Here is a 17,359-nt window from a genome sequence, read left to right as displayed (position 1 = left end):
GGATTCGATGGAGCTGACCGACGAGCAGGCGGCCCTGCGCGACACCGTCGCGGACTTCGCCGCCACCCACCTCGCCCCGCACGCGGTCGACTGGGACCAGCGCAAGCACTTCCCGGTCGACGTACTGCGCAAGGCCGCCGCCCTCGGCCTCGGCGGCGTGTATGTCGCCGAGGAGTACGGCGGCAGCGGGCTGGGCCGCCGCGACGGCGCGGTGATCTTCGAGGCGCTGGCCACCGGCTGCCCGTCGCTGTCGGCGTACACCTCGATCCACAACATGGTCGCGCTGATGGTCGACCGGCACGGCACCCCCGCCCAGCGGGCGGCCCGCCTGCCGGACCTGTGCACGATGGACACCCTCGGCGCGTACTGCCTCACCGAGCCCGGTGCCGGCAGCGACGCCGGCGCGATCACCAGCCGGGCCCGCCGCGACGGCGCCGGCTGGATCCTGGACGGCGTCAAGCAGTTCATCTCCGGCGCGGGCGCCGCCGGCCTGTACATCGTCTTCGCCCGCACCGGCGGCCCCGGCCCGCGCGGCATCTCCGCGTTCCTGGTCGACGCCGACAACCCCGGCCTGTCCTGCGGCCCGAACGAGGCCAAGATGGGCTGGAACGCCCAGCCCACCCGCCAGGTCGTCCTGGACGGCGCCCGCCTGCCCGCCGACGCGCTGCTCGGCGCCGAGGGCGGCGGCTTCGCCATCGCGATGGCCGCCCTCGACGGCGGCCGGCTCAACATCGGCGCCTGCTCGCTCGGCGGCGGCCGGGCCGCGCTGGACCGCGCGGTCGCGTACCTGCGCGACCGGCACGCCTTCGGCGCCCCGCTGACCGACGCCCAAGCGCTGCGCTTCCGGGTCGCCGACGCGCACACCCAGCTCGAGGCCGCCCGGCTGCTGCTGCACCGCGCCGCCGACGCCCTGGACCGCGGCGACCCGCACGCCACCGCCGCCTGCGCGATGGCCAAGCGGCTGGCCACCGACACCGGCTTCGAGGTCGCCGACGCCGCCCTGCAACTGCACGGCGGCTACGGCTACCTCACCGAGACCGGCATCGAGAAGATCGTCCGGGACCTGCGGGTACACCGCATCCTGGAGGGCACCAACGAGATCATGCGGGTGATCATCGCCCGCGACCTGCTCGCCGACCGGACCGCCGCGTGAGCGCCCCGCCGGTCATCGCCCGGCTCACCGGCCACCTCGGCCACCTCACCCTGAACCGCCCGCGCGCGATCAACGCCCTGACCGCCGAGATGGTCGCGATCATCCGCCGCACCCTCGCCCTGTGGGCGGCCTCGGACCGCGTCCACACGGTCCTCATCACCGGCGCCGGCGACCGCGGCCTGTGCGCCGGCGGCGACATCCGTGCCATCCACGCCGACGCCGTCGGCGGCGGCACCGGCTCGCTGGACTTCTGGGCCGACGAGTACCGCCTCAACGCGACCATCGCCGCGTACCCGAAGCCCGTCGTGGCCTGGATGGACGGCCTGGTGATGGGCGGCGGCATCGGCATCGCCGGCCACGCCCGCCTGCGCGTCGTCACCGAGCGCTCCCGGCTGGCGATGCCGGAGGTCGGCATCGGCTTCCACCCCGACGTGGGCGGCTCCCGGCTGCTCGCCCGGGCGCCGGGCCGGATCGGCACCCACCTGGCCCTGACCGGCGCGCCCGTCGGCGCCGGCGACGCGATCGCCGCCGGCCTGGCCGACCACTACCTGCCGGCCGACCGGCTCCGGTACCTGATGCTGGCCCTGGCCCGCCGGGACGCCGCCGGCGCGGTCGCCTCGCTGGCCGCCCCGCCGCCACCCGGCGAGCTGGCCGCCGCCCGGGACTGGATCGACACCTGCTACGCCGCCGACACCGTGCCCGCGATTGTCGACCGGCTCGCCGCCCACCCGGCGCCGGTCGCGCAGGCGGCGGCGAAGGAGATCGCCACCAAGTCCCCGACCTCGCTCGCCGTCGCCCTGCGCTCGATCCGCGGCGCCGCCGCCCTGCCGGACCTGCCGGCGGCCCTGGCGATCGAGTACCGCCTGTCGGCCGCCCTGCTCCGCCTGCCGGACCTGGCCGAGGGCATCCGCGCACAGATCATCGACAAGGACCGCAACCCCCGCTGGCAACCCGCCACGCTCGACGCCGTACCCGACGCGCTGGTGGACGCCTGCTTCGCCCCGCTCGACAACCCGCCGGACCTGCACGTGGAAGGACAGCGATGATCGCGTTCCTCGGACTGGGCAACATGGGCGGCCCGATGGCGGCCAACCTGGCCGCCGCCGGCCACCCGGTGACCGGCTACGACCCCGCCCCGGCCGCCGCTGACGCCGCCCGCGCGAACGGCGTCCGGATCGCCGCCACGGCGGCCGCGGCCGCCGCCGACGCGGACGCGGTGTTCACGATGCTGCCCTCGGGCGCGCACCTCGCCGCCTGCTACCGCGACGTCCTGCCGGTCGCGGCACCCGGCGCGCTGCTGGTCGACTGCTCGACCGTCGCCGTCGCCGACGCCCGGACCGCCGCCGAGGCAGCCCGGGCCGCCGGCCGCTCGCCGCTGGACGCCCCGGTCTCCGGCGGTACCGCGGGCGCGGCCGCCGGGACGCTGACGTTCATGGTCGGCGGCGCCCCGGCCGACGTGGAGCGGGCCCGCCCGCTGCTGGGGGTCCTCGGCTCGCGGACGATCCACTGCGGCCCCGCCGGCGCCGGGCAGGCCGCGAAGATCTGCAACAACATGGTGCTGGGCGTGTCGATGATCGCCGTCTCGGAGGCGTTCGTCCTCGGGCGGTCGCTCGGCTTGAGCGATCAGGCGCTGTACGACGTGGCCGCCACCTCGTCGGCGCAGTGCTGGGCGCTGACCAGCTACTGCCCGGTACCGGGGCCGGTGCCGGCGAGCCCGGCGAACCGCGACTACGCGGGCGGCTTCTCCGCCGCGCTGATGCTCAAGGACCTCCGGCTGGCGGCCGCGGCCGCCGGGGCCGGCGACGTGGACGCGCCGCTCGGGGCGGCGGCCGCCGCGCTGTACGAGCGGTTCGTCGCCGCCGGCGGGGAGGACCGCGACTTCTCCGCGATCATCACCGCCCTCGCCGCCCGGGCGCTGCGGGCGGAGCACGCCGCATGAGCGCGTACGGGACCGTCCTGGTCGACACCGACCGCGGCGACGTCGGCGTGCTGACGCTGAACCGGCCGGAGGCGCTGAACGCGCTGTCCCGGCAGGTGATGGGCGACCTGACCGCGGCGGCGGGCGCGCTCGACGCCGACCCGGCGATCAAGGCGATCATCATCACGGGGTCGGCCCGGGCGTTCGCCGCGGGCGCGGACATCAAGGAGATGGCCGACCGGACGTACAGCGAGATGTACGCGGCGGACTGGTTCGCCGGCTGGTCGGCGCTGGCCGCCGTGCGCACCCCGCTGATCGCCGCGGTGTCCGGGTACGCGCTCGGGGGCGGGTGCGAGCTGGCGATGATGTGCGACATCCTGCTGGCCGCGGACACGGCGCGGTTCGGGCAGCCGGAGATCACGCTGGGGACGATCCCGGGGATGGGCGGGTCGCAGCGGCTGACCCGGGCCATCGGCAAGGCCAAGGCCATGGACCTGTGCCTGACCGGCCGGACGATCACGGCCGACGAGGCCGAGCGGGCGGGGCTGGTGTCGCGGGTCGTTCCCGCCGGGACACTGCTGGACGAGGCGCACCGGGTGGCCGCGCGGGTGGCGGCGATGTCGGGGCCGGCGGCGCGGATGGTCAAGGAGGCGGTGAACCGGTCGTTCGAGGTACCGCTGGGGGAGGGGCTGCTGTTCGAGCGGCGGCTGTTCCAGGCGACCTTCGCGACCGACGATCAGACGGAGGGGATGGCGGCGTTCATCGCCAAGCGCCCACCCGCCTTCACCGACCGCTGAACCGCTCCGGAAGCTGTTAGTGTGCGTCCGTTCACTCGGGAACCGGAGCGCTCCGCCATGAAGTACGCCGTCTCGATGGAGATCGCCCTGCCGCGGGAGAGGGTGGCCCAGCTACTCGCCGACCCCGAACACCTGCCGAAGTGGCTGCGGGGCCTGGTGCTGCATGAGCCGCTGAGCGGGGTGCACGGGCAGGCCGGCACCAGGTCGCGAGTGGTGATGCAGATGGGGCAGCAGAGGATCGAGTGCACCGAGACCATCACGCGCCGGGAACCGGTGGACCTGCACGCGATCGCGAGGGAGGGCGTCGTCCAGTTCGACCGCGAGATCGTCGGCAACGGCATGTGGAGCGCCGTGCGCGACCGCCTGACCGAAACCGGCCCGGGGACGACGCGCTGGGTGAGCGAGAGCGAGTACCGGTTCAACGGCTTGCTGATGCGGCTGGTGGGGCTCCTGATGCCCGGCGCCTTCCGCAAGCAGTCGCTACGGCACATGCGGGACTTCAAGGCGTTCGCCGAGCACGGAACGGACGTCCGCGAAGCGAAGGGTTGAGCTGCGGCCCGCCGAGAGGCTGAGCGAACGGCATTCGCTGACGCATTCTTTACCACCTGCTCAGCCGTCACACCCACCTCACGGCCACGCGCAAGGCGAACCGCCGACGGTGGCGTGCGCCGCCGGCCGGCCGGCGGGGAGTCCCGATCGGGCACCGCGCGGGGCTGCTGGCCACCGGCGCCGAGTATTTCTTACCGCGCTGAACCAATCGTGCCGGTGAGCTGTACTAGAGGGCGTGACCCCACTCCACGGCCCGCCGCGACTGCGCCGGTGGGCCGCCACCGCCGTGGCCGCGCTCGTCGGTGCACTGTCGGTCCCAGCCGGGCCCGCCCAGCCGGCGAGCGCCCACGCGATCCTGACCGCGGCGACCCCGCAGCAGGGTTCGGTCGTCCCGCAGGCCCCGCCGACGGTCACGCTGGTCTTCAACGAACCGGTGGTCCCGGTGGCGGGAAGAACGCAGGTGGTGGCCCCCGACGGCAAGCGGATCAACGTCGGTGACCCGGTCGTCGACGGCCCGCGCCTGTCCATCGCGATCCGGGCGGCGGACCGCCCGCTCGGTACCTATGTGGTGAGCTACCGCATCGTCTCGGCCGACAACCACACGATCCCGGGCGCGTTCGCGTTCTCGGTCGGCGCCCCCTCGGAGCCCCCGCAGGCCGAGGACACGGGGGTGAACCCGACCGTCGAGACGGCGGCCGCGGCCGCCAGGTACGCCGGCTACGCCGGCCTGACCCTCACGGTCGGCCCCCTCCTGCTCCTGCTCGTCCTCTGGCCGCGGCGGCTGTCCAGGCGGGGACCGCTGCGCATGGTGGCCGCCGGGTTCGGGCTGTTGACGGTGTCGACCCTGGCGTCGCTCTGGTTGCAGGCGCCGTACAGCTCCGGGGCGGGCCTGTTCGACGTCTCCGGCGCGGAACTGCGCCAGGTGGCACTCAGCCGGTTCGGGCTGGTGCTGCTCGCCCGCCTGGCCCTGATCGCCGTCGCCGCCCTGCTGGTCCGCGAGATCCTCGGGGCGGGCAGGACGAGACCGGCGCGGATCGCCCTGGTCGGGGTCCTGCTGGCCGGAGCGGCGACGTGGCCGCTGGCCGGCCACCAGATCGCCTCCCCGCTGCCCGCGGTCATGGTGGCAGCGGACATGGTCCATCTGCTCAGCATGGCCGTGTGGCTGGGCGGCCTGGCGCTACTGGTCGGCTTCCTGCTCCGGCGGGCCGATCCGCGGGAGCTGCACGTCATCCTGCCCGCCTGGTCGCGCTGGGCCGCCGCCGCGGTGTGCTGCCTGGTCCTGGGCGGGGCCGTTCAGGCCCTCGTCCAGGTCGGCGCCCTGGACCTCCTGCCGAGAACCGACTACGGACGGCTCGTCATCGCCAAGCTGGTGTTGATGGCCGGCATGCTGGCGGTCGCGGCCTTCTCCCGCCGGCTGGTGCGCCGCCGCAAGGGCCCCTCCTACGCGACGTCGCTCCGGCGGTCGGTGTGGGCCGAGCTGGGAATCGCCGCGCTGATCCTGGCGGCGAGCGCCGCGCTGGCGCAGACCACACCCGCACGCTCGGCGGCCGTCGAGGCCACCGCACAGGCGAAAGCCAAGGGCTTCGCGACCACGCTGAACAGCCCGCTGTACGCCGTGCAGTTCGAGATCTTCCCCGTCCAGCTCGGCGAGAACAACACCTTCCACGCCTTCGTCTACACGCCCGACGGCAAACCGCTCGACGTCGCCGAGTGGAAGGTCACCGCCGCGCTGCCCGGCAGGGGAATCGAACCCATGGACAACCCGGTCGCGCCCCTGCTCGGCAACCAGGGCCTCGGCGGCATCAATTTCCCGGTACCGGGCGACTGGCAGCTCAGGGTGACAATTCGCGTATCCGACATCGACGAGGCAACCGTCACCGCCACCGTGCCGGTCAAATAGCGAGCGCCGAGCAGGGCTGAGTATTCGTACTCTGCCGGGTTGCCGCCCCCGCGGCGGATCCTGGCACGGTATAGCCCCAGCGACGAGGAGGCCAGCGTGGAGCAGCCCGGTGACCGGCCCGCCCGGCCGGATGAGAGCGCGCCCGCGCCGGCGGGGGAGGTCGCCGCGGCGCGGTCCGCCGGCCCGGTGGACCCCGGCCGGCTGACCGCCGCGCTCGACCGGCTCGTGGCGCGGGGAGTGCTCACGTCCGGTCAGGCCGGCGCCGTCGTACAGGAGTACGGCGCGGACGCGCCGGCCCGGCCGGAGGGGCTGCGGCGGCGGCTGGGGGAGATCGCCGGTTACCTGGGCGCCTCGTTCGTGGTCGGGGCGACCACGCTGTACCTCGGCGAGGAGTGGGAGGCGCTCGGCCCGGCGCGGCGGGTGGCGATCCTCGCCACCATGGCGGCGGTCCTGGTCGCGGCCGGCGTCGTCGTGCAGTGGCGGGCCGGGGCGCCGGGAGCCCGGTGGTGGCGGCCCCGGGCCGGGGACAGCGTGCGGCGGCGGCTGTCGAGCACACTGCTGAGCGGGGCGGCCGCCGTGACCGGTTTCGCGGTGTACGCCGGTTTCGACACGAGCAAGGAGCCCTACACGCCCCCCGAGTCCGCCACCCTGCTGGCGACGGCCGCGGGGCTCGCCGTCGCGATCGCGGGGTACCTGCTCGCCCGCAGCGCGCTCGGGCAACTGGTCGTGGCGTTCGGCGCGTGCGTGGTCTACGGCAACGCCCTGGCCCTGCTGGACGTTCACGAAGCGGCCATGATCGGCGCCGGCCTGCTCGGGCTGGGCGTGGTGTGGGTGGGGCTGGTGTGGGGGCGGCTGGTCGTCGAGCGGCGGTTCGGGATCGCGATCGCCGTGACGCTGGGGCTGATCGGCGCGCAGGTGGTCGTGGGCGGCGGCAGCGGGGACGACAACCACGTCGACTACGTCGGGTACGTCCTGACGGCGATCGTGGCGGCCGTCTGCTTCGCCGCGTACGCGCGGATCCGCGAGTGGGTCGTGCTGGCCGGCGGCGTCATCGGCGCCACCGTCGTGGTGCCGGAGTTCCTGTACGACATCACCGGCGGCTCGCTCGGCGCCAGCGGCGTGATGCTGGTCGCCGGGGTCACCCTGCTCGCCGGCAGCCTGGTCGGACTGCGGATCCGCCGCACCCCGGAGGACGGCCCGACCCCGGAGGGCGACCCGGTGCCGCCGGCACCCTGATCGGCCCGGGTCAGGCGGTCCACTCCGGATCGCGGCCGATGAACCCCAGCAGGCCGGTCTGCGGGTCGGCGTTCGCCGGTACCGGTACGCGGGGGCCGTACTGCCCGGACGAGCGGATGATCTCCTCCATCGGCTCCATGCCGGCCAGCAGTTGCGCGCAGAAGTCCGGGTCGAGCCGGTCGTCCTGCCCGGTGGCCCGGGCCAGGTCCCAGGTGTGCATGAACACGTCGGCTGTGTAGAACCGGTCGATCGCGCTGTCGAGCGGCAGTTCGCCGATATGCGGATTCGACAGGAGGCGTCCGGCTGTCGCCGGGTCATCGAGTACGGACTGCACCGCTTCGGTGTGCGCGAGCCACGCGGCGACCGGATCGTCGTCGACCGATGGCCCGGCCGGCAGGCGAATACCGGAGCCGGCGGCCAGGAATGGCGGGAACCATTCGGTCAGGTGGCGTACGACATCGCGGGCGGTCCACCCGGCGACCGGCGCGGGCGCATCCCAGGATCGGGCGCCCCGGACCCGATCGGTGAATCCGCTGCTGACCTGTCGGTGCCGCTCGGCGGGTGGGTCGGGCAGTGCCATCGGGATCTCCTCGAGTTCGGCCGGTACTGCGACCTGATGCTCGCATGCGCGCCGTCCCGGGGCACGCCATTGCGCCGACTGTCGTACCCGGCGGTTAGCCTCCTGTCATGCCCGGAGCCGAGCTGGATGAATTGGTCGTCGCGGACGCCGCGGCGCTGCGCGCGTGGTTGTCGAGCAATCACGCCACGGCGCCCGGCGTGTGGCTCGCGCTGACCAGGAAGGGCGGCACGGTCACCACGCTGACCTGGCAGCAGGCGGTCGACGAGGCGCTGTGCTTCGGCTGGATCGACGGACAGGCCCGCAAGCGGGACGAGGAGAGTTCCTGGATCCGGTACACCCCGCGCCGGCCCCGCAGTGCCTGGTCACAGCGCAACGTCGCCAACGTGGCCCGGCTGGAGGAGCAGGGCCGGATGCAGCCGTCGGGCCGCGCCGCCGTGGAGGCGGCGAGGGCGGACGGCCGGTGGGCCGCCGCGTACGCCCCGCCGTCGGAGGCCGAGGTGCCGGCCGACCTGCTGGCCGCGATCGCCGCCGTACCCGCCGCCCGGGCGATGCTCGAGGTACTGACCAAGGCCAATCGCTTCGCGCTCATTCACCGCCTGAACGCCGTCAAGCGGGCCGAGACGCGCGAACGGAAGATCGGCGAGTTCGTCGCGATGCTGGCCCGCCACGAAACCATCTACCCGCAGAAGGCCAAACCGCAGTAGGTACCCGCGTCATCGCTGCGACTCGAAATGCTCCTTCAGCGCCGGGTAGTAGTCGTGGAAATCGGGCGCCGGCAGGTCATCGCGCGAGGCCACCAGCGCATCCAGGTAGTACTCCCAGCCCGGTCCGACCTCGCCGACATTCTCGGTGCCGGTCAGGTGCTGGGTGAATCGCAGCTCCGTCACGCCCGCGCTCTCGGTCAGCGTCAGGTCCAGGTACCAGCTCCCGTGCTCGTTCACGGCGGACAGCGCCAGCCGGCGCGGCGGCTCGCACGCGTCGATGGTCATGTTTACCCACGGCTCGCCCTCCTCGTGCACCATCCGGACCTTGATCGCCTGCCCCGGACCCGCCTCGCCCTGCCACGGGCCGAACCAGCGGGCCGTGCGCGCGGACTCGGTGAGGCTCGCCCACACGTCCGCGATCGGCGCGCGGAACGTGCGGGTCAGCACGAGGTCGTCGCCGAACAGTCGGCCGGTCGGTGTCGGGCTCATGCGGTCTCCTCCTGGGACGGGGGCTGCCGGGCGGCCGTGCGCCGCTCGCGGCGGGTGCGGTGGACCTCGGTCGCCAGCGCGTCGAGGCGCGGTCCCCAGCCGGCCGGGCGCCTCAGCCGGCCCAGCCAGCCGACCAGCTCGTCGAGCGGGCCGGTGGCCAGGGTGTAGACCCGCCGGCGTCCGTCGGCGGTGTCGCGCACGAGGCCGGCCCCGCGCAGTACGCGCAGGTGCCGGCTGACGGCCGGCCGGCTGATCACGAACCGGTCCGCGATCTGGCCGGCCGAGAGCGGCTCGTCGCGCAGCATCAGCAGGATCTCCCGCCGCACCGGATCGGCGATCGCCCCTGCCACCTCGTCCACGCCCGAAGCGTAACCGATAGGTTACGCTTCGGGCAATCCCATGCCGCCACGTTCAGGCACTGCGGCGGTACCCCGGACCTGATGTTCGGCCGGGGTACCGCCGGTGACCGCGCTGCTCGTCCCCTCAGTCCCTTGCGGTTCTGAGGGGACGCGGGGTCTCGCCCGGCGTGTTCTCGGTGACCACGGCGGGGTAGGAGGAGTCGGTGTCGGTCGGAATCAGGAAGACCAACACTGCGGCGATCCCCAGCACCGCGGTGCCGAGCAGAACACCTCCGACAATCAGCAGCTTGCGCCTCATGGGACCCCTTTCAGCCGAGTGAACATACGAAATCTTTACCCGGTTCGAAATGGTTGGTCACGTACACCCGCAAGCACGGTCTGCTGTCCGGGAGGAACGCCACCTCGAACCAGTGCTGCGCCCAACCTCGCGACGTACCGACCACACCGGCGTCGGAATCGACCGTGCCCCGGTAGGTGTAGCCGGGAGTCTTGGTCTCCCCGCCGGTGCCGTCCGCGGTGACATCGGTGTTGTACCACCCCTTCTTCGGGTTGTGGCACCAGTTGATCTCGGTCCAGTACGTGTACAGCGTGTTCCCTGCTGGTGCCTTCAGTCCGTGCTTCTGCTGGTGCTTCCGACAGTCCCCGCTGGCGATGCTCTCGGCGGGATAGTCGATTTCCGCGAAGGCAGGTAGCCCGCATCGAACGCGGCCCGCTCGGTACGGGTGAGGGCGGCGTGCGCCGCTACGGGGTCCGCCGCGGCAAAGACCCGCCTCACGATGGTCAGTGGCTCGGGATTGGTGGGGGCTGCCGGCGTGGGCACCAACGCCAGCCCCACCGCGAACCCGGCTGTCGAACGCAAGAACACGAACGATCCTCCCCTCAGGATGGTGCGCTGTCACTTCGGTGCGGTGGCCGCTCTGCTCCTGGCAAGCGGAATCGAGGCCGATCTGATCTCGATGAAGCGGACCTCCGGCGGTGCGTGCGGCGTGGTCCGGGCGCATTTCACCGGAAGCCAGTAGCCCGAGCCGTCCAACCGAAGGGCGCCCACAGCGAGGATCTCGACCGCGATCAGGTCCCGCCCACGTCGGTACTCACCCTCGTGGAGGAGCAAGCGGTCACCAGTCCGCAGCACTGTCCCGCTCCGGTCGTAGCGCCAACGTGGAACCGCCGCAGGCCGGGCACCATCGATTCCTGATCTTGGTGAACAGGAACCCGAGCGAGAATCCGATCAAGAGACCGGGGATCAACCACCACATGCGAACGCAGCTATGGTGTTCGACCCGCTACAAAAGGTAGGAACGCTACCCGGCTGTGTCGGTGAGGCCGGCCAGGACGGCCACCTCCCGAGCCAGCTCGCGTTGGCCGCGGGTTTCGAGCAGGTCCATGCCGAGCTTGCGTGCGATGGGGCTGTAGACCACCGACTGCGGGCTGATGCGATGCGCCGCCCGCAGCGCGCGAGCCATCTCGTCGTACTCGCCCCGTAACTGATGCGCCCGCGCCACATCGACGTGGTGGCGCGCCCACCGCGGCCGCGAGGGTACGGCGCCATCCCGCTCCGCACGCGCCGCGGCACGCAGAGCTCCGTTGGGCTGCCGCAGTTCGACTTCGATCTGCACAGCCGACACCCGCACGTCGGACCTGCCGAAGCTGATGGGCGCGTAGAAGTAGCCGTGCGGCAGGCGTGCTGCGACCGCGGTTACCAGGTCGAGGTGCCGCAGGGACCGACCGGTCTCGCCGGCCCGCGCGAACGTGACAGCCTTCTCGCTGTGCAGCGCTCCCAGCGCCGCGAGGAAGGCGTGATCGGCGTCGTCGGCGTTGCGCTCCAGCTCGTCGATGGTCCGGTCGAGGAGCGCATGCGCGGCATCCCAACTGCCGGCCTCGCGATGCGCGATGGACGCCCAGCGGGCGGACACACCGAGGGCCGTCCTGCTGCCGCCGTCATGTCCGGCAATAAGGTTGCGCTCCACCAGTCGCCACAGCACGTCCGCCGCGCCGGACTGGAAGGCCGCGAAGTTCTGCCCCAGCCCGCATGCTTCGACCATCAGCGCGTACGCCCTCATGCGGTCCGAGCGGGTCTCCTGCGCCCGGACACAGGCATGGGCCACCGCCAGTAGGCGTGCGGCTCTGGGGCCGATGGCGCTCCGGTGGTTCGGGTCGGTGTCCCGGACTCGCCAGGCGGCGTCCAGTTCGGCGCGAAGCGCGGCGAGCGGGATCGGCTCGATCGGCTCGATCGGGTTCAGGGCGTCGCGGACCCGATCAAGGTCGGGCTGGCGCGGTCCACTCAGATTGGCCGAGGGCTGCTGGTCGGCGTCCAGCAGCTCGGTCACCGGGACGTTGAGTGTCTTCGCGATCTGGTTGAGCATCCCGAGCCGGGGCGGGTGGATCTTTCCCGTCTCGACGCTCTTGACCCACTCCACACTTCGGCTGACGAGCCCCGCCAGCACCGGACGGGTCATACCCCGTCGAGTGCGGTACACCTTGATCCTTTGCCCGGTCGTCAGCGTCGGCAGCCGCAGCGGGTCGTGGGTCATACGTCGAGCGTAAGTCCGCGCACCTCGGCGGGCCAGGGGCGCCGCCACAGGCGTGGCCCGATGGTCAGGCGGCGACGCGGAGGCGGGCGGCGAGTGGGGCGAGGCCGGGCAGTCGGTGGCGGTTCCGCCGGGGGAGAAGCTCGCCCACGATCATCCTGGCCACGGTCTGGTGCGCCAGCGCCTCCGGTGCGACCTGTTCGGCGCGCAGCAGCGTGCCCACCGCGTCCGCCGAGCGCCAATCGCAGGTCTGCGCCCGGGCGACGTTCAACAGGTACCGGGAGTGCATGGCGGGCGGCGTGCGTTCGGGCCGCTCCACCCGCAGCGCCAGGTCCAGGGCCCGGCGGTAGTCGCCGGCGGAGTTCGCCGCGTCGACCCCCGCGCATGGCGACGACGGTGGGGGAGAACGCGGTGCCGATCGCCCGGGTCCGCGCGCCGAGGGCCACCCGCTGAGCGGCCACCGCAGCAGCGCGATGACCTCGGCGACCTCGCTGTGGCGGCCGGCGCGCGACAGCGCGAGCGCGGCGTACCGCTCAGCTCGCCCCACACCGCGACCTGCTCCACCGGGGCGCTCGACAGGGCGGGTTCGATGTCCGCCGCGGTGTCGACGGCGAGGTGCTCGGCCTTGCTCCACAGCCCCTGGCGGGACAGCACCCAGGAGCGGGTGGCCTGGATCGCGGCGTGCCCGATCCGGTCGTCGGCCGCGGTCGACGCCCGCTCGGCCGCGAGCAGCGCCACGTGGGCGAGGTCCTCGTGTGCCAGGTGCGCGGCGGCGCCGTCCAGCGTGCCCCCGGTGACGAGCCGCACGCCGAAGAGCGGGATCCGCTCGCGCCTGGTCCGCCGCGGCATCTCCGGCACAACACCGCATCGATATCCCGCGCGTCGGTCGTGGGTGCGACCGCGTCGAACTCCGGACTTCTCGAGGCCATTGCGTTGTTACCATGGCGGCGCTGAGGCATCAGCCTGTCGCGGAGCCTGTCGGGGCGGAGGGCCATCGCTGGTGACGTTCGGGCGAGGCGCCGAAAAGTATGGTCGACTTCGAGCAGGAGTAGCCTTGACCGCGACCACCGAACCCATCCGGCGTCTTGCCCGTAACCGGGCCGTCCACGCCGAGCAGCGCGGGTTCTATGCCGATCTCCTTGACGCGGGTGTACGGCCGGATGTCACCACCACCATCGACCGCGAGCGCCCCGCGCCCGCCGAGGTGGCGAAGGTGCTCGGCGTTCCCGCCGGTACGCCGCTGCTGGCCCGCGCCCGCCTGATGTCCGCCGACGATCGCGTACTGCAGTTGGCGACGTCGTTCTGCCCGTCGGACGTGGCCGCTGCGCTCCCGGTTCTCGCCGAGCCCGACACCGGGCCGGGCGGCATGTACAGCCGACTTGAGGACGCCGGGCACACACTGGCCGAGTCCGACATCGTCGGCGGCCGCGCGGCGAGTGACGAGGAGGTCGCCGCACTCCGGCTCGATGCGCCGTTCGTCATCACGATTCTGCGGATCGTGCGCGACGCCGCGACCGACCAGGTTCTCGAAGTGGGGACGCTCGTCCTCGCGCCCGGCCGGCAGGAACTCGTCTACTGACGTGGCCCCCGGGTGCCGGCGGCGGTCGGCACCCGGCCGGGCGGGACGGCATTCGTGAGACGGCTGGGCCGGCGGCGCGAATTCACCATTCGGGCGGGGAGCCAGCGGGCGGAAGGGGCGTCGGTGGTGGCGTTGCGGGGCAGGCAATGACGGGCAAGGTCGACTTCAAGAAGGAGATCGACGCCTATCGTGCGCGGCAGGGCCGGTTCCGGATCGTCGATGTCCCCGACCTCCGCTACCTCATGGTCGACGGGCACGGCGACCCCAACACCGGCCGGGCCTTCGCGGACGCGGCCGAGGCCCTCTACCCCTTGGCCTACGGCCTGAAGTTCGCCAGCAAGCAATTCCTCGGCCGCGACCACGTCGTCATGCCCCTGGAGGGCCTGTGGTGGGCCGCCGACATGGACGCGTTCACGGGGTCGCGCGACAAGTCCCGATGGGACTGGACGCTCATGATCATGATCCCGGACTGGATCGACCGCGACATGTTCGGCGCGGCGCGCGACCGGGTTGCCGCCAGGGCGAGCCCGCGGCGACTCGGCGACGTCCGGCTCGAATCGCTGGCCGAGGGCCGCTGCGTGCAGACCCTCCACGTCGGCCCGTACGACGACGAGGCCGAAACGCTGGCCCGGATGCACCGCGAGTTCATCCCGGCCAACGGCTTCCGGATGGTCGGCAAGCACCACGAGATCTATTTGAGCGACGCCCGCAAAGTCGCACCCGGGAAGCTCCGCACCATTCTCCGCCAACCGGTAGCCACGACCGATCGGCTCGACTCGGAATGACCCGTCAGCGCCGCTCGAACACCGCCGGCCAAAAGCCCTTCTCGGTATAGAACGCGGCGACGTCGCCCGGGCGAGCACCTCGCCGTGCGCGGGCTCCCGCAGCCGGACCGCGTCGCCGTCCGTGCCCAGCACCACGGCGTCGTACCACCGCCACAGCACGACGCCCGCGCCGTCCGGCCCGGCGGCGAGCGCGACCGGGTGACCCGGCGACACGCGCTCCACCCGCGGCCCGGGGAACATCGGGGCGAAGGCGACCGAGCTGACCGTACCCCGGCTCCACACCTCGCAGTCCTGCTCGCGGACCCGCACGACGCGGGCCGTACGAAGGCAGGTACGGCGGCCGGGCGGCGGCATCCTGCGGGATCGGCATGCACCGAAGTCTGGCGCACCCGCGCGGCCAGCGGGGCCGCCCGCGCCACGGGCGGCCCCCGACACGGTCAGGGCAGCGTCGCCCGCACCTCCCGCGCCGCCTCGACCAGGTTGGCCAGCGACCGCTCCACCTCGGCGTACCCGCGCGTCTTCAACCCGCAGTCCGGGTTCACCCACACCCGCTGCGCCGGTACCGCCGCCACCGCCGCCCGCAGCGCCGCGACCACCTCGGCCAGCTCCGGCACCCGCGGCGAGTGGATGTCCCACACGCCCGGGCCGACCCCGCGCCCGTACCCGGCGGCGGCCAGGTCGGCCAGGATCTCCATCCGGGACCGGGACGCCTCGATGCTCGTCACGTCGGCGTCCAGGGCGTCGATCGCCGGCAGGACCGCGCCGAACTCCGAGTAGCACAGGTGGGTGTGGATCTGCGTGGCGTCGGCCACGCCGGAGGTGGCGGTGCGGAAGGCGGCCACCGCCCAGTCCAGGTACGCCCTGTGCGCACCCTCGCGCAGCGGCAGCAGCTCGCGCAGGGCCGGCTCGTCCACCTGGATGATCCGGATGCCGGCGGCCTCCAGGTCGCGCACCTCGTCGCGCAGGGCCAGCGCCACCTGGGCGGCGGTGTCGCCGAGCGGCTGGTCGTCGCGGACGAAGGACCAGGCCAGGATCGTCGTCGGCCCGGTCAGCATGCCCTTGACGGGGCGGTCGGTGCGGGACTGGGCGTACGTCGACCACGGGACCGTCATCGGTTCCGGCCGGGACACGTCGCCGTACAGGATCGGCGGGCGCACGCAGCGGGAGCCGTACGACTGGACCCAGCCGTGCGCGGTCGCGGCGAAGCCGGCGAGCTGCTCGGCGAAGTACTGGACCATGTCGTTGCGCTCGGGCTCGCCGTGCACGAGCACGTCCAGGCCGAGGCGCTCCTGGACGGCCAGGACCGCGTCGATCTCGGACCGCATCCGGTCGGCGTAGCCGGCGGCGTCCAGGGTGCCGGCGCGCAGGGCCGCCCGGGCGCGGCGGATCTCGGGCGTCTGCGGGAACGAGCCGATCGTGGTGGTCGGCAGGGGCGGCAGGCCCAGCCGGTCGCGCTGGGCGGGGACGCGCTGGGCGTACGGGGTCCGGCGGCACTGCTCGGGGCGCAGCGCGGCCAGGCGGGCGCGGACCCGGTCGTCGCGCCAGGCGGCCGGGGCCGCGGGGGCCGGCGGCGGGAGGGTGTCGACGCCGTCGCGCAGGGCGCGGCCCAGCGCGACGACCTCGTCGACCTTCTGCCGGGCGAACGCCAGCCGGTCGCGGACCGCCGGGTCCAGGTCGGCCTCGGCGGCCAGGTCGACCGGTACGTGCAGCAGCGAGCACGACGTCGACACCGCCACCCGGTCGCACAGGCCGAGCAGCGTCGCCGCGGTCGCGGCGGCGGCCCGCAGGTCGGTACGCCACACGTTGCGGCCGTCGACCAGGCCGGCGACGATCGTGCGCCACGGCATCGGGCCGCGCTCGGCCAGCCGGGCGAGGCTGCCGGCGCCGGCGACGAGGTCCAGGCCGACGGCCTCGACCGGGGTGTCCAGCAGGGCCGGCAGGGCGTCGCCCGGCTCGCCGAAGTAGGTGGCCACGAAGAGCTGCGGGCGCTCGCCGGGGGCGGCCAGGTTCTCGTACGCCCGCCGCAGCGCGGCGACCTCGTCGGGGGTGCGGTCGGCGACGTACGCCGGCTCGTCGAGCTGCACCCAGGCGACGCCGGCCCGGTACAGCTCGCGCAGCACGTCGGCGTACACGGCGACCAGGTCGTCCAGGCGGTCCAGCGGCCGGAAGCCGGCCGGGGCGCCGGGGGCGGGCTTGGCCAGCAGCAGGAACGTCGCCGGGCCGACCAGCACCGGCCGGGTCTCGATGCCCAGCCCGCGGGCCTGCGCCACCTCGGCCAGCAGCCGGCCGGCGTGCGCGGCGAACGCCGTGTCCGGGCCGATCTCCGGGACGAGGTAGTGGTAGTTGGTGTCGAACCACTTGGTCAGTTCCAGCGCCGGCTCGTCGTCGGTGCCGCGGGCCATGGCGAAGTAGGTGTCCAGTTCGGTGCGGCCGGGCCCGCGGTACCGGTCCGGCACCGCGCCGACCGTCACGGCCGTGTCGAGCACGTGGTCGTACAGCGAGAACGTCCCCGACGGGATGCCCGCCACCCCGGCGTCGCGCAGGTCCGTCCAGACCCGGGCGCGCAGCCGGGCGGCCGCGTCGGTGAGCGCGGTGGCGTCGATCCGCCCCGCCCAGTAGTCCTCGACCGCGGTCTTCAACTCCCGCCGCGGGCCGATCCGCGGATAACCCAGCACCGTCGTGGCGCCGAACGAGGTCGCGTTCATCCTCGTGCTCCCTTTCGTCGAAATGCCCTGGCATTCCCGCCGGGCCGACGTGGGAGGGGTGCGCGCAGCGGCGGGAC

Annotated in this window: 19 protein-coding genes; 12 read left to right on the top strand and 7 right to left on the bottom strand. The window is 73.5% G+C overall.

Features of this window, described 5'->3' with window-relative positions; translation table 11 throughout:
- Positions 1-7 precede the first annotated feature (7 nt).
- The 7 genes from IEY94_RS18505 (at position 8) to IEY94_RS18475 (ending at position 7,553) form a co-directional block, all read left to right on the top strand.
- Entirely contained in the window at positions 8-1,153 is a 1,146-nt protein-coding gene (locus tag IEY94_RS18505; protein ID WP_189171489.1) for an acyl-CoA dehydrogenase family protein, read from the top strand.
- Positions 1,150-2,199, top strand: a complete 1,050-nt coding sequence (locus IEY94_RS18500; RefSeq protein ID WP_189171488.1) for an enoyl-CoA hydratase/isomerase family protein — start codon at positions 1,150-1,152, stop codon at positions 2,197-2,199. The genes IEY94_RS18505 and IEY94_RS18500 overlap by 4 nt, the downstream gene beginning before the upstream one ends.
- Positions 2,196-3,092: a 3-hydroxyisobutyrate dehydrogenase gene (mmsB, locus tag IEY94_RS18495; protein WP_189171487.1), complete on the top strand. Its 897-nt coding sequence runs from the start codon at positions 2,196-2,198 to the stop codon at positions 3,090-3,092. Before IEY94_RS18500 ends, mmsB begins: the two co-directional genes overlap by 4 nt.
- Complete coding sequence (locus IEY94_RS18490) at positions 3,089-3,868, top strand: enoyl-CoA hydratase (RefSeq protein ID WP_189171486.1); 780 nt, start codon at positions 3,089-3,091, stop codon at positions 3,866-3,868. Before mmsB ends, IEY94_RS18490 begins: the two co-directional genes overlap by 4 nt.
- A gap of 57 nt (positions 3,869-3,925) precedes the next feature.
- Positions 3,926-4,417 (top strand): SRPBCC family protein, encoded by a 492-nt coding sequence (locus IEY94_RS18485; RefSeq protein ID WP_189171485.1) that lies wholly within the window; start codon positions 3,926-3,928, stop codon positions 4,415-4,417.
- Positions 4,418-4,652: 235 nt separating this feature from the next.
- On the top strand, positions 4,653-6,317 hold the full coding sequence (locus IEY94_RS18480) for a copper resistance CopC/CopD family protein (RefSeq protein ID WP_189171484.1): 1,665 nt from the start codon (positions 4,653-4,655) through the stop codon (positions 6,315-6,317).
- A gap of 96 nt (positions 6,318-6,413) precedes the next feature.
- Complete coding sequence (locus tag IEY94_RS18475) at positions 6,414-7,553, top strand: DUF2157 domain-containing protein (protein WP_189171483.1); 1,140 nt, start codon at positions 6,414-6,416, stop codon at positions 7,551-7,553.
- A gap of 10 nt (positions 7,554-7,563) precedes the next feature.
- On the opposite strand, the gene IEY94_RS18470 is transcribed toward IEY94_RS18475, so the two are convergent.
- Complete coding sequence (locus IEY94_RS18470; RefSeq protein WP_189171482.1) at positions 7,564-8,133, bottom strand: TIGR03086 family metal-binding protein; 570 nt, start codon at positions 8,131-8,133, stop codon at positions 7,564-7,566.
- Between the two features lie 107 nt (positions 8,134-8,240).
- On the opposite strand from IEY94_RS18470, the gene IEY94_RS18465 reads away from it, so the two are divergent.
- Positions 8,241-8,837: a YdeI/OmpD-associated family protein gene (locus IEY94_RS18465; protein ID WP_189171481.1), complete on the top strand. Its 597-nt coding sequence runs from the start codon at positions 8,241-8,243 to the stop codon at positions 8,835-8,837.
- Positions 8,838-8,846: 9 nt separating this feature from the next.
- On the opposite strand, the gene IEY94_RS18460 is transcribed toward IEY94_RS18465, so the two are convergent.
- The 3 genes from IEY94_RS18460 to IEY94_RS18450 form a co-directional block, all read right to left on the bottom strand.
- On the bottom strand, positions 8,847-9,326 hold the full coding sequence (locus IEY94_RS18460; protein ID WP_189171480.1) for an SRPBCC family protein: 480 nt from the start codon (positions 9,324-9,326) through the stop codon (positions 8,847-8,849).
- Positions 9,323-9,685 (bottom strand): metalloregulator ArsR/SmtB family transcription factor, encoded by a 363-nt coding sequence (locus tag IEY94_RS18455; RefSeq protein ID WP_189171479.1) that lies wholly within the window; start codon positions 9,683-9,685, stop codon positions 9,323-9,325. The genes IEY94_RS18460 and IEY94_RS18455 overlap by 4 nt, the downstream gene beginning before the upstream one ends.
- Positions 9,686-9,809: 124 nt before the next feature.
- Positions 9,810-9,983: a hypothetical protein gene (locus IEY94_RS18450; protein WP_189171478.1), complete on the bottom strand. Its 174-nt coding sequence runs from the start codon at positions 9,981-9,983 to the stop codon at positions 9,810-9,812.
- 514 nt (positions 9,984-10,497) lie between these two features.
- Between IEY94_RS18450 and IEY94_RS18445 the strand changes: the two genes are divergently transcribed.
- Positions 10,498-10,704, top strand: a complete 207-nt coding sequence (locus tag IEY94_RS18445) for a hypothetical protein (protein ID WP_189171477.1) — start codon at positions 10,498-10,500, stop codon at positions 10,702-10,704.
- Between the two features lie 282 nt (positions 10,705-10,986).
- On the opposite strand, the gene IEY94_RS18440 is transcribed toward IEY94_RS18445, so the two are convergent.
- A complete protein-coding gene (locus IEY94_RS18440; RefSeq protein WP_189171476.1) occupies positions 10,987-12,216 on the bottom strand; it encodes a helix-turn-helix domain-containing protein in 1,230 nt (409 codons plus the stop codon).
- A gap of 64 nt (positions 12,217-12,280) precedes the next feature.
- The gene (locus IEY94_RS18435) at positions 12,281-12,760 is read right to left on the bottom strand and encodes a hypothetical protein (RefSeq protein WP_189171475.1); all 480 of its coding nucleotides are present in this window, start codon (positions 12,758-12,760) and stop codon (positions 12,281-12,283) included.
- 134 nt (positions 12,761-12,894) lie between these two features.
- On the opposite strand from IEY94_RS18435, the gene IEY94_RS18430 reads away from it, so the two are divergent.
- The 3 genes from IEY94_RS18430 to IEY94_RS18420 all read left to right on the top strand — a co-directional run bounded on the left by IEY94_RS18430 (position 12,895) and on the right by IEY94_RS18420 (position 14,577).
- Positions 12,895-13,167 (top strand): hypothetical protein, encoded by a 273-nt coding sequence (locus IEY94_RS18430; RefSeq protein WP_189171474.1) that lies wholly within the window; start codon positions 12,895-12,897, stop codon positions 13,165-13,167.
- Between the two features lie 100 nt (positions 13,168-13,267).
- Positions 13,268-13,792, top strand: a complete 525-nt coding sequence (locus IEY94_RS18425) for a UTRA domain-containing protein (protein ID WP_189171473.1) — start codon at positions 13,268-13,270, stop codon at positions 13,790-13,792.
- A 146-nt stretch (positions 13,793-13,938) separates the two neighbouring features.
- Positions 13,939-14,577 (top strand): GyrI-like domain-containing protein, encoded by a 639-nt coding sequence (locus tag IEY94_RS18420; RefSeq protein WP_189171472.1) that lies wholly within the window; start codon positions 13,939-13,941, stop codon positions 14,575-14,577.
- 437 nt (positions 14,578-15,014) lie between these two features.
- On the opposite strand, the gene metE is transcribed toward IEY94_RS18420, so the two are convergent.
- The gene (metE, locus tag IEY94_RS18415) at positions 15,015-17,282 is read right to left on the bottom strand and encodes a 5-methyltetrahydropteroyltriglutamate--homocysteine S-methyltransferase (protein ID WP_189171471.1); all 2,268 of its coding nucleotides are present in this window, start codon (positions 17,280-17,282) and stop codon (positions 15,015-15,017) included.
- Positions 17,283-17,359: the final 77 nt, after the last annotated feature.

It is taken from the genome of Pilimelia anulata, assembly GCF_014647895.1.
GTDB classification, from domain to species: domain Bacteria; phylum Actinomycetota; class Actinomycetes; order Mycobacteriales; family Micromonosporaceae; genus Pilimelia; species Pilimelia anulata.
Note: the sequence above shows the minus strand (reverse complement) of the source record. Positions and strands in the feature narration are given on the sequence as shown.

Excerpts from the sequence above, each read along its gene's own strand:
- IEY94_RS18485 (WP_189171485.1), top strand. The coding sequence starts at position 3,926 with ATGAAGTACGCCGTCTCGATGGAGATCGCCCTGCCGCGGGAGAGGGTG.
- IEY94_RS18420 (WP_189171472.1), top strand. The coding sequence starts at position 13,939 with ATGACGGGCAAGGTCGACTTCAAGAAGGAGATCGACGCCTATCGTGCG.
- IEY94_RS18490 (WP_189171486.1), top strand. The coding sequence starts at position 3,089 with ATGAGCGCGTACGGGACCGTCCTGGTCGACACCGACCGCGGCGACGTC.
- IEY94_RS18465 (WP_189171481.1), top strand. The coding sequence starts at position 8,241 with ATGCCCGGAGCCGAGCTGGATGAATTGGTCGTCGCGGACGCCGCGGCG.
- mmsB (WP_189171487.1), top strand. The coding sequence starts at position 2,196 with ATGATCGCGTTCCTCGGACTGGGCAACATGGGCGGCCCGATGGCGGCC.
- IEY94_RS18450 (WP_189171478.1), bottom strand. The coding sequence starts at position 9,983 with ATGAGGCGCAAGCTGCTGATTGTCGGAGGTGTTCTGCTCGGCACCGCG.
- IEY94_RS18460 (WP_189171480.1), bottom strand. The coding sequence starts at position 9,326 with ATGAGCCCGACACCGACCGGCCGACTGTTCGGCGACGACCTCGTGCTG.
- IEY94_RS18440 (WP_189171476.1), bottom strand. The coding sequence starts at position 12,216 with ATGACCCACGACCCGCTGCGGCTGCCGACGCTGACGACCGGGCAAAGG.
- IEY94_RS18505 (WP_189171489.1), top strand. The coding sequence starts at position 8 with ATGGAGCTGACCGACGAGCAGGCGGCCCTGCGCGACACCGTCGCGGAC.
- IEY94_RS18470 (WP_189171482.1), bottom strand. The coding sequence starts at position 8,133 with ATGGCACTGCCCGACCCACCCGCCGAGCGGCACCGACAGGTCAGCAGC.
- metE (WP_189171471.1), bottom strand. The coding sequence starts at position 17,282 with ATGAACGCGACCTCGTTCGGCGCCACGACGGTGCTGGGTTATCCGCGG.